The 11,831-nt window shown below is 42.9% G+C and carries 9 protein-coding genes and 1 tRNA gene; 8 read left to right on the forward strand and 2 right to left on the reverse strand.

All coding sequences use genetic code 11. The annotated features are described in order from the left end of the window. The first annotated feature begins 31 nt into the window (after positions 1 to 31). The 6 genes from infC to JWH17_RS13995 all read left to right on the forward strand — a co-directional run bounded on the left by infC (position 32) and on the right by JWH17_RS13995 (position 3,080). Entirely contained in the window at positions 32 to 538 is a 507-nt protein-coding gene (gene infC / locus JWH17_RS13970; protein ID WP_319548317.1) for a translation initiation factor IF-3, read from the forward strand. Positions 539 to 631: 93 nt separating this feature from the next. Next, positions 632 to 829: a 50S ribosomal protein L35 gene (gene rpmI / locus JWH17_RS13975; RefSeq protein WP_205223240.1), complete on the forward strand. Its 198-nt coding sequence runs from the start codon at positions 632 to 634 to the stop codon at positions 827 to 829. A gap of 73 nt (positions 830 to 902) precedes the next feature. Continuing rightward, a complete protein-coding gene (rplT, locus tag JWH17_RS13980; protein ID WP_205223241.1) occupies positions 903 to 1,259 on the forward strand; it encodes a 50S ribosomal protein L20 in 357 nt (118 codons plus the stop codon). An 862-nt stretch (positions 1,260 to 2,121) separates the two neighbouring features. Next, complete coding sequence (locus JWH17_RS13985) at positions 2,122 to 2,412, forward strand: integration host factor subunit alpha (RefSeq protein ID WP_205223242.1); 291 nt, start codon at positions 2,122 to 2,124, stop codon at positions 2,410 to 2,412. Between the two features lie 139 nt (positions 2,413 to 2,551). After that, positions 2,552 to 2,941 carry a MerR family transcriptional regulator gene (locus JWH17_RS13990; RefSeq protein WP_205223243.1) on the forward strand — a complete coding sequence of 130 codons (390 nt, stop codon included), beginning with the start codon at positions 2,552 to 2,554 and terminating at the stop codon, positions 2,939 to 2,941. 62 nt (positions 2,942 to 3,003) lie between these two features. Beyond that, positions 3,004 to 3,080, forward strand: a tRNA-Pro gene (locus tag JWH17_RS13995). Between the two features lie 127 nt (positions 3,081 to 3,207). Here the strand turns inward: JWH17_RS13995 and JWH17_RS14000 are convergent. Together JWH17_RS14000 and JWH17_RS14005 are read right to left on the reverse strand one after the other, a co-directional pair. Next, a complete protein-coding gene (locus JWH17_RS14000; protein WP_205223244.1) occupies positions 3,208 to 6,600 on the reverse strand; it encodes an FG-GAP-like repeat-containing protein in 3,393 nt (1,130 codons plus the stop codon). Positions 6,601 to 6,850: 250 nt separating this feature from the next. Further along, on the reverse strand, positions 6,851 to 10,189 hold the full coding sequence (locus tag JWH17_RS14005) for a PKD domain-containing protein (protein ID WP_205223245.1): 3,339 nt from the start codon (positions 10,187 to 10,189) through the stop codon (positions 6,851 to 6,853). 142 nt (positions 10,190 to 10,331) lie between these two features. Between JWH17_RS14005 and JWH17_RS14010 the strand changes: the two genes are divergently transcribed. After that, positions 10,332 to 10,469: a hypothetical protein gene (locus JWH17_RS14010; RefSeq protein ID WP_205223246.1), complete on the forward strand. Its 138-nt coding sequence runs from the start codon at positions 10,332 to 10,334 to the stop codon at positions 10,467 to 10,469. A 608-nt stretch (positions 10,470 to 11,077) separates the two neighbouring features. Further along, positions 11,078 to 11,272 (forward strand): hypothetical protein, encoded by a 195-nt coding sequence (locus tag JWH17_RS14015; RefSeq protein ID WP_205223247.1) that lies wholly within the window; start codon positions 11,078 to 11,080, stop codon positions 11,270 to 11,272. Positions 11,273 to 11,831: the final 559 nt, after the last annotated feature.

The raw sequence follows: 11,831 nt of genomic DNA on the forward strand, positions 1-11,831 counted from the left end.
ACGAGGCAGAAAACTTCCACAGCAGCAGGAAATCAAGGTCAAAACCAACGAAGATATTAATTATTCTCAGGTTCGCCTGGTTGATGCTGATGGTACGCAGCGCGGTGTTGTAAGTGCAAAAGAAGCTCTTGATATTGCATATGACCAGGGACTAGACTTGGTTGAAGTATCCGATAAAGCAGATCCCCCTGTCTGTCGGGTCATGAATTATGACAAATATCGTTACGAGTTGAAGAAGAAGCAGCAAGAAGCTAAGAAAAAGCAAACAGTTATCGAAACAAAAGAGATTAAGTTCAGGCCAAAGACGGAAACGCATGACCTTAATTTCAAAATTAAGAAAATCAAGCAATTCCTTGACGCAAAAAACAAAGTAAAGGTGACTATGCGGTTTCGTGGTAGAGAAATCGTGTACGCCCAGTCAATAGGACTTGCCGCTCTTAACAAGATAGCTGATTCTCTGCGAGAAGACTGCGTAATTCTTCAGGAACCAAAAATGGAAGGGCGACAACTCGTGATGTTTGTTGGTCCAAAAGCTTAACTTGTAGTATTGAACGTTGAACGGATAAGAAATATTCCTGAACTCGATCCGGCCAGGGGAGAGCAGGGAAGAGCAATATAAGGAGATTGAGTAATGCCAAAGATGAAGACAAACAGAGGTGCGGCTAAGCGTTTTCGTGCCACAGGATCCGGTAAAATTCGCCGTAGCAAAGCTTTTACCTCGCACATTCTGACCAAAAAATCAACCAAGCGTAAAAGAGGTTTGCGTCAAAGCGGGTTGATCGCAGAATGCGATACGAAAGCAATTAAGCGTATGTTGCCTTACATGTAGGCAATTACAGCCACAGCTTTCTGAAAGTTTAGATTAATAGATTTTTTTATAAGAGAACGTATTGGAGTAAAGTATGGCTCGTGTAACTCGCGGATTTAAAGCACGCCGCAGAAGAAATAAAGTTTTAAAGATGGCAAAAGGTTTTCGTGGTGGAAAGAGTCGTCTCTTTCGAACAGCTACTGAAGCTGTTGATCGCGCACTTTGCTATGCCTATCGTGACCGCCGTACCAAGAAAAGAGAATTCCGTAAACTTTGGATCACTCGCATCAGTGCTGCGGCCAAAGCCAATGGCACTAATTATTCTAAATTTGTCGGCGGAATGCATAAAAACGATATTGAGCTGGACAGGAAAGTACTTTCCAATTTGGCAATAGTCGATCCCAATGCATTTTCCGTAGTAGTTAAGGCTGCAGGGCAGGGTGCTGCCTGAGTTCAATTTATGGATAACGAGCTACGGCATCTACAAGCTGCAGCTCACAATGAATTGCAGCAGATTATATAATCCCAGGATCTCGTACTTTTTAAAAGGGTATCTTTGCAGAAAAGTTACTTGTGACTGGGATTAATTTTAATTACGTTTCTTTCTTCTCAATAGATAGTACTCGTTTATTAAATTTCTAATCCATCGGAACAACCAAAAAGCTAAATCATTTTGGGTCTTAGGGCCAAAACCAATGGTTTCCGTGTAGTAAAAGTGTTAGCCAAGGTTCTACGCGTCATAATGGTTGAGATGATATTTTTTTAACCTGCATGTCCTAATGCAGGTGCTGTCTCAAATATTCGCTTTTCCAAGAGCGTAAAACTCACAGCAGTAAAATACTCTGATATCGAATCCAAAAAAAGTCAGTGATACTATACTGAAATTAAATGTGCTGTGTTGATGCAGGATGTCCGTTTTTGATGTCAGCATTCTATCTCCTACCTTTGTGTTGAGAAATTCAATCCGTTTGCCGAGGCCCAAAAAGCCGGAACTCAAGATTTCCTTAAGTAATACTAAAAAAGCCTCGAAAAATTAGACACAGTCTTGTGGTATGTAGCTCTCACATTTTTCAATGCAATAGCTACTTCCGCAAATTTTACCGTATAAACAAAAAAATATTGAATCTGCAGAGCTGTTTGATGTATATCGTGACAAGCTCGGTAAAGATGGATATACAAGTGTGGTTTGAACAGGTATACTGTTTGAATTCCATCTAACGATTTCAACTACTACCAGTTGACCATGCACATCAATAGATTGTAAGAGCACGCATGCGTCAATTTAATGCACGCTATAGAGAAGGATCTGAAGCATGAAGAAAAAGAATGTCACCCGTAAAGAGTTAGCAATTTCTGTAAACGAAAAACTGGGGGTTTCGCAGCGAAATGCTGCCGAGATTGTCGATACTGTTTTTTCCACTATGAAAGACACCATGGTTGGTGGTGAATCTATTAAGCTTGTCCAGTTTGGTACTTTATCCGTTCGGAATAAGGCTCCTCGTCGTGGTCGTAACCCACGTACAGGCGAATCCATGATTATTACCAAACGGCAGATGGTTTCTTTTCGTCCGAGTAAACGCTTGCGGGAGCGGTTGAATAAATAATTGTGCTATTGTATAGTTATCACGCTTTAAAAAAACGATTGAGGAAGGATAACATCTAATGAAAATGGTTGCGGATATGATCTAGAAACACTGGTTTCTTGAGCATGCCCTCCATCAAGTTTCTTTACTTTATAGACCTGTGACTACCAGTTCACCCGATATCGAACGATTGCCGGATAAAAAATATTTCCGAATAGGGGAGGTTAGTTCCCTGTTAGGTGTAGACGCGCACGTTTTACGATACTGGGAAAAAGAATTTAAGATGGTCAAACCCTATCGCGGTAAATCCAAACAACGGCTTTACAGACGACAGGATGTTCAAACCCTGCTGAATATCCGACAATTGCTTCATCAGGAAGGGTATACCATCTCCGGTGCTCGTAAATTACTGGCAAAAAAGTCTATCAAATCAAGTAAAGAAAAGAAAATAAAGGTGACGCCTTCTCCAGCAATTGCAGACAATAGGTTGCAGTTGATTAAATCTGAGCTAAACTTTATTTTGGCTCAGCTTAATCAGCCAAGAAAATAACAGATAGCCCAACTAGAAGTTGACACAAGATGGCTGGAATGCTATCTATGAGCAGCGAATTTCGGAACGTAGCGCAGCCTGGTAGCGCACCTGAATGGGGTTCAGGGGGCCGGAGGTTCAAATCCTCTCGTTCCGACCAGTAAAAACGGGCACTTAGCATATCTTGCTAAGTGCCCGTTTTCCTTTTTGTAGTAATCTTTGTTTTTTGTAAATTGATTCTCCATAAGAAGTACAATCAGGTGGCGCATCGTTTACAGTGCCCTTCATCAGTCGTTGAGTTCCACCGTGATGATCTGGTTGGCCGTGCTGGTTGCCCCGGCATCATCGGTAACATTGAGGATAACGTTGTAGATGCCGTGTATGTCGTATGTATGGTTAGTATTTACGCCGCTGTCTGCACTTGTACCATCGCCAAAGTCCCATTCATACGACACTATAGAACCATCCTGGTCCTCTGATCCGGAAGCATCATAACTCACTGCCAGCGGGGGCAGGCCCGAAATTGGATCAGCGGTAAAACTGGCCATCGGCAGATTGTTAGAGTCTGAGGGGAGCTCGTAGGGAAGCTGATCGATAGGAGTTTGATTTCCACCGATAAAGACGAGATCGGTAGCATTCCCACTCGTCGACTGAACATCAAAATAAACAGTGGCACCAGCTGGGAACTCGAAATCAAGCCCGTCGTACCAGGGCCCCGACATTTGCATATCAAATATAATTGATTGAGGATCAGAGGTGTCCACATTGTCATTTGACTCAAATGTGACAGGCGTTACACTGCTAAACTTAATATCTGACTCGATGCTGCCAGTATATCTTTGCCACCCACTGAGTCCTGCTACCCCCCTCAAATGCCAAACATTTCCTTCTTTCCATAAAAAAATACCATCCTCAGTTGCTGGATCATAATTTGGTTCTCCCAGAATCTGATAAGGAAGCTGATTTACAGGACATCGCTTTCCACCTATAAATACAAGGTCAGTATTATTCTCACTTTTTGTTTGTACATCAAAATAGACGGTGGCCCCAGTAGGAAACTCGAAATCAAGCCCGTCGAAATTAGGCCCCGACATTTCCATGTCAAATATAATCTCATGAGAATTTGAGATGTCCAGATAATCATTTGTATCAAAGCTGACAGGAGTTACATTACTAAATTCCGTATCTGAAGCTATGCTGCCAATATACCTTTGCCACCCACTAAATCCTGCCACAGCCCTCAAGTGCCAGATATTTCCCTCTTGCCATAGAAAAATGCCATCTTCTGTTGCTGAATCATAATTCGGCTCTCCATAAGGAATACAAGTATTGGACTCTTTCACAGTAATGGTCACAGTTGCGGTACCAGTGCCGTCGTTGTCATCATCAACTGTATAAGTAAAGGTGTCCGTACCTGAAAAACCTACTGGTGGTGTGTAGGTGATAAAGTCATCACTTGGATCATCCGGCGAGGCGTTATCGTTGATACTCGTTATTCCGCCTTGGTCGGTTGGGTTCTGTACGGCAAAAATACTCAACGTATCACCGTTTGGATCGTAGTCATTAGCCAGGACGTCCACAGTCGTCGCTGTATCAATATCCGTTCTGGCACTATCAACAACCGCCATTGAGGGCTGAGGGGTACCCGAAGATTCCACAACCCGGATAATTTTATCGGCTGAAAGATTTTCTATTACCTGAACAATCCCACTTGGCCATTGTACTTCTAGGCGCTCTATGGCTGCATTTTGCCTCAGACCGAAATGGATGCGCTTATGATTTTGTGAAAATTTGTGCATACCACCACTTTGCTCACGCAACTGAGTCACATTCCCTGCGGTCAAAAGCAAGCGCGCACCAATACCGTCTCTATTGGATGTGGTACCGACTAAGTCGATTTCGATCCAGTGGTTACTGTTTCCGTTATTTTTAAAAAGTTGAATCGGACCTAAATGATCAAAAGGTGATGGATACATCCCATTGGTGAGGAACAAGTCGAGAAAACCATCACGATTATAGTCTGCAGTGACTACATGATCCCCGGCTCCTAGAGTAGTGCCGGCCGCACCTCCAGCGTTAGTAACTTCTGTAAAGACACCTGTTCCATCATTCTCCAACAGAATGTTAGGTGTATTCATGACCTTTAAAGAGTTCACTACATAAAGATCTATATCCATATCATTGTCAAAATCACCAGCAACAACACTCCTTCCTGCTAAATGTTGATTAATTCCAGAATATTGCGCCAATTGCTTTTCTAGATTGGCTCCGTTGTGAATATAGAGGGTGTCTATAGGCGGTGCAAACATAGTAAGATTCAGGGGGGTAAATTCAGTAATGGGACTATCGGTTTCGACGATAAATTTACACGAAAATGTTTCGTCAAGAGATTGAGAAGATACAATCTGCCATTGATTCAATTCGGAATCAAAGCCGACATAAACACCAGCATCGATGCCAGGTTCATGGGGATAAATGCCATACACCCTGGAATCGTCAGACGAAAGCTCTAAATAGACCGGAATTCGAGGCGCGATGCCCCATATTCTAGGGTCATCGGGAGATATATAGGATGCAAAAGTTTCACGAGATAATCCGGAAGAACCGATATAGAAAGGATGATCTGCAGACGAAAGCTGTACAGAAAAAAGAATTGTCACCTTACCATCGGATTTAAATGTTACTCCTTTCTCACACTCACAGCTACTGCTTACAATATTCGCTGCAAGTTTAGTGGATGTTACCTGTGCGACCTGTTCGCCTCCTCCTCCTCGCACCCAATATAGATCTGGAAAAAGATCACCATTGAAATCTGCGAAAGCAGCGTCAGCTGCATATCCTGAGTCAGGTGGGAATATTTCATCTCGATGCTCAGTAAAAGGAAGTGTTGTCATGCTATACACATAACTGGGAAATCGTGGGCCACCATCATAGGTAATGATATCCAAAATTCCATCGCCAGTAAGATCGGACAACATGCTAAAAACAGCATCATGATCCTCAAAGCCTACCAGGAGACTTACATTTTCAAAAAAACTAGTTTCTGTATTCTGCTGAAATAGGGCCGCATACCCTGCCCCTCCACGTGAGAGACTATTTAGATACACATCTAAAATTCCATCATTATCAAAGTCCATCCACAATGGTATTCGCCCTCGACTTTCAGTGTATGCAATACCGTATTCGCGAGCGCTTTCATAAAGGATACCATTATCGTTTATATAAAAACGGTTGGCGACCCCCTGGGTACAGCTAACCACCACATCTTGATCTCCATCGTTGTCATAATCGGCCCACCCAGCTCCGTGTGTGTCGGCATATGGCCATGGCACTTGATCCCAAATACTACCAGAAAGCTGTTCAAATGTGCCATCCTGTTTATTAAGATAGAGGCTCGGTACTTTTGATTCATGATTGGTAACAAAAATATCTGGCCAACCATCCCCATCATAGTCCGCCCATTGTGCACCCCAAGTGGGGCCGGTATACGTTAGACCGGCTTCTTCTGTACTCTCTGTAAAGCTTATCTCAGTTCTTGCAAGAGTAGGTAGAGTTGCTGACAATAGTGTGATAATGGAAAACACCACGAGAAGTGGATGGCACTTATAAATAAAATTTTTCAGAAGTAAGAATAAAAAAGTCTCAACCTCTTCCTGAGGAAAATTTACCTTTAAAATCATTATGTCATCCCTCAAATGGCTACTAACTTTAGTCCGGATTTCGTTTGCCCCTTGCACAATGAAACCTGCTCTCACAAAAGCTACAGATTATAGAAATGTGGTACGCCGATGTCTGTACCATCACCGTCGCCACATGCACGTGAAGAATCAAATTATTATGGCCCTCTGATCAGGAAGTATCAAAATTCACTGCTGGCGGTCTCTCTTCAAAAACTTAATCAATTGCGAATCTACTCTCACTGGCGGTGTGTCAGGGAAGTAGATAAGGAAGCAGGTCGATGGGACATTGATTTCCACCTATAAATACAAGATCGTCAGCATTCCCACTCGTTACCTGGACATCAAAATAGACAGTGGCACCGGCTGGAACCTCGAAATCAATCCCGTCGTACCAGGGCTCCGACATTTGCATATCAAATATAATCTCTTGAGAGTCAGAGGTATCCAGATTGTCGTTGGGTTCCAAACTGACAGGCGTGACACTGTCAAAATCCATATCTGAAACTATGCTGCCAGTATATCTTTGCCACCCACTGAGTCCTGCTACAGCCCTCAAGTGCCAGACATTTCCTTCTTGCCACAGAAAAATGCCATCCTCTGCTGCTGGATCGTAACTCGGCTCTCCATACGGGTTGCACATGTTCGATGATCCAACCGTTATATTCTGGTTGGCTGTGTCGGTGAAACCGTCATCATCGGTAACAGTAAGGATAACGTTGTAGATGCCAGGTGAGTTGTATGTATGGCTGGTTGTTACGCCGCTGCCTGTACCATCGCCAAAGTCCCATGCATACGATACGATCAAACCATCGTCGGATGACCCGGAAGCATCAAAGTTCACGTCCAGCGGCTCCTCACCAGACGTGGGGTCGGCTGTGAAACTGGCCACTGGCAGGGTGTTAGAGGCTGAGGGGAGTTGATAGGGGAGCTGAGCGATGGGACATTGATTTCCACCTATAAATACAAGATTGTCAGCATTCCCACTCGTTACCTGGACATCAACATAGACAGTGGCACCGGCTGGGACCTCGAAATCAATCCCGTCATACCAGGGCTCCGACATTTGCATATCAAATATAATCTCTTGAGGGTCAGAGGTGTCCAGATTGTCGTTGGGTTCTAAATTGACAGGAGTGACACTGTCAAAATCCATATCTGAAACTATGCTGCCAGTATATCTTTGCCACCCACTGAGTCCTGCTACAGCCCGCAAGTGCCAGACATTTCCTTCTTGCCACAGAAAAATGCCATCCTCTGCTGCTGGATCGTAACTCGGCTCTCCATACGGGTTGCACATGTTCGATGATCCAACCGTTATATTCTGGTTGGCCGTGTCGGTGAAACCATCATCATCTGTAACAGTAAGGGTGACGTTGTAGATACCAGGTAAGTTGTATGTATGGCTCGGTGTTATACCGCTGCCTGTGCCATCGCCAAAGTCCCATGCATACGATACGATCGAACCATCGTCATATGACCAGGAAGCATCAAAGTTCACGTCCAGCGGCTCCTCACCAGACGTAGGATCGGCTGTAAAACTGGCCACTGGCGGTTGAGAGCCACTCGAAGATTCCACAACCCGGAGGATTTGATCAGCTGAGATATTTTCCAGGACCTGCACAATCCCGCTTGGCCAATAAACTTCTAAGCGCTGTATGGTAATATTTTGGCCAAGACCGAAGTGGATGCGCGTGTGATTTTGTGAATCCCTGTGCATACCAGCATTTTGCTCACGCAACTGAGTCAGCCCCCCAGCGGTTACCAACACACTTGCACCAATGCCGTCTCTATTGGAAAGTGTGCCTTCCAAGTCAATTTCAATCCAGTGATTATTGTTTCCGTTATTTTTAAAAAGTTGAATAGGCCCCAAGTGATCAAAAGGCGGTGGATACCTCCCATTAGTGACGAACAAATCCAGAAAACCATCACGGTTATAGTCAGCAGTGACTACATGATCCCCAATTCCTAACGAGGTCCCAGCAGCTCCTCCTGCATCAAGGACTTCAGTGAAATAACCCGCTCCGTTATTCTCATAGAGAATATTAGGTGTGTTTTCAACGAGTAAAGCATTTACCACATAAATATCCTGATCCATATCATTATCAAAATCAGCGATAACAACGCTTCTTCCGGCTAAATGCTTGTTGATTCCGCTTTGTGAGGTTCTATTCTCCAGCTGTACTCCATTGTGGATATAGAGTGCGTCTACAGCCGGATCAAAGGTATTGAGATTCAAATGCGTCACATTAGTTATTTGACTCCCATCAGTTTGTGCGATGAATCTACATTGAAAGCTTTCGTCTGTAGGCACTGAAGATACGATTGTCCATTCATTTGTATTTCTATTAAAGCCGATATAAACGCCATCATCAACGCCCGGATTATAAGAGGGCATGCCAACCACCCTGTCATCGTTAGGCGATAGTTCCAGATATACCGGGATTCGAGGTGCGAATCCCCATATTCGAGGGTCATCGGGATCGAGTGTTACTTCAAAATTTGCAGCAAGAAGTCCTGAAGAACCAATACGTATGGGATGGTCTGCATAGCTAAGCCTTAATGAAAATAAAAGGGTCAGATTGCCAGTGGTTTGGAATGTTATTCCTTTCTGACACCCACATCGCTCGGTCATAATAGCTGCGGCTACCCTGGTTGATGTTACTTGTTCGACTTGATCTCCTCCACCACTTTTTGGGGTATAGAGATCTGGAAGCAGGTCACCGTTGACATCTGCAAAGGCTGCGTCCATACCATATCCAGTGTCCAGTGAAAATATTTGATCCCGAACGTTCGTAAAAGGTAAGGTTGTTATGTCGAAGACATGGGTAGGAAATGGTGCGGAATCATCAGTACTTATTACATCCAAAATACCATCACCCGTAATATCTGACATCACGGAATAGGTAACATTTTGTTCCTCAAATCCTACGAGGGAATTTACGTTTTCAAACCCGGTCGCGTTTTGTTGAAAAAAGGCAGCATACCCTTCGCCTCCCATTGAGTACCCATTTACAAAAATATCCAAAAAACCATCATTATCGAAATCAAGCCAAAGTGGCATACGCCCTCGATTTAAAATATATGAGATGCCGTATGCATCAGCACTTTCGTAAAGGCCTCCATTATCGTTTATGTAAAAATGGTTGTAGTGGTTCCAGGTACCGGCACTGATATATACATCCTGGTCTCCATCGTTGTCAAAATCTGCCCACCCGGCGCCATGAGTGTCACAAGGATATGCCGGTTTATCCCAAATACTATCGGGAAGCTGTTCAAATGTTCCATCCTGCTTATTCAGGTAGAGGCTTGGCACTTTTGATTCATGATTGGTAACAAAAATATCAGGCCAACCATCCCCATCATAGTCCGCCCATTGTGCGCCCCAAGTGGGGCCGGTATACGTTAGACCGGCTTCTTCTGTACTCTCTGTAAAGCTTATCTCAGCCCGTGCAAGAGTTGTTAGGGTTGCCGATACAATGAATATAAAAAAAACGATGAGAAACTGATTGTGGTTATAAACAGTATTCTTAAGAAATAAGAGCAAGGATGTATCAAACCTTTGTTGGAAATAACTTATTTTCGATATCATTGTTTTCTCCCCACTTATGACTACTGCTTTTTGCCTTAATTGTTGATAGTTAGGTTTAAATATTCACCAGGGAAAAGCGTACCTCGTCTGGTAAAATGTCATTATTTTAATTAAAAAAATCGTAAATATTGAGCAGTATCATATGGAGTCTGGGCTTCCCTCTGCGCACGATCAGGTAGAAGAACTTGTCAGTACTCTGGCTATCCAGCCTGTACGCATCTGGAGCACTGCAGATCAGACACGGCTCGAGGTTAAGACAAGGTTATTTGCTATTCGCTAAATGGATACAAGAAGTCAATACCCGGCAGCATGCTCTCTTCGGTTATTTTTAAGAGTATTCTTTTGCAAAACAGAATTGCAAATGTTGTTCCATTTAACCTAAACGGTTTCTCCTTTGATTTATGTATGCGACAGGAAGGATTATGAGCGTAATTGGTGAGGGAGGAAAGGGATATATTGGCGTTGCTGGTGCATATGAACCATAAATGGTGGTTCATATGCACCAGCAACCAGAGATAGCCTTTTTATCTGGAACGAAACCTGAACGTCCAGACGATAAAAGATGGCTCATTGCAAAGCTGGGATGAGTTTGATGCTCTGGAAGTTAGCTACTTCCTGGACACAAATTCCAAGGCATTTAGTCAATTTTATATCTCATTGGCTATAACAATAATAACCTTCTAGGCGCGGGGTAATGATAGAAAATAAGCGAAATACATTACTTGGCCAGAATGAATAAATATTGATGTGAGTAATGGAAATTTAATTACATCCACTGTGATATGTAAAGAGTTCGGCTTATCTGCCAACAAGATAAATTTTATCCTGACTGAAATTGGGTGGATTTACAAAGATATTAAAGGATGGTTGACAAGCCCTTAGGGTGTTATGCAGGGAGAAGAACAAGATGAAAATAAAAAGTCCGGTGTTTCATATGTCTGGTGGCCATCTTCAATAATTGAATCGAAGGTACTGCTGAACTTAATTAACCAGATAAAGGGCAATGTTGAATCAGTAGATTCAAAAGGGCTAAATTTTGAACGGGAGAGCCAGGGGTTTAGGGAAAAGTACATTGCCAAATGAAGATCAACAGATGGTCACTATGTGCGATCGAAAGCTGAAATCTTAATCGATAATTGGCTACAATAATATGGCTGAAATTGTACACGCCTATGAACGGAAGTTGCCTATAGATGTATATTCATATTTTTCCCTGCCTACTGGAAAAATGTATAGAATATTGGGGGATTGAAAATGACAAACGATATTTGGAAAGAAAGGCTATTAAGAAAGAAATATACAAAAAATATAGATTCAATCATTTTGATGAGTGTTGCGAAGTAGGTCAATTTTGCCTACCTCGGTTAATTATGTGATGATAGATTTTGAGAAAGTGCAACCAAAGAACCTTGAAATCCTAAAGGAGCATCCAGTTAAGGGTTTCTCGAATAATTACTACAGCAAAACAAGCGCAAATAGTGTTTTAACTGTCTGAAATATTGATATTATGTTATGCTTTTCCATCATCTTCTAAGCCGTTTTTTACTTGATGGAGCCGATATGTTTCAGCCAGGATTCTTCGACCTTGATAATCGGATGCGTAAAATCGACAGCAACGGTGACCCTCTTACCAAAATTAATC

The organism is Desulfogranum marinum, assembly GCF_016918565.1.
In the GTDB taxonomy this organism is placed as follows: domain Bacteria; phylum Desulfobacterota; class Desulfobulbia; order Desulfobulbales; family Desulfobulbaceae; genus Desulfogranum; species Desulfogranum marinum.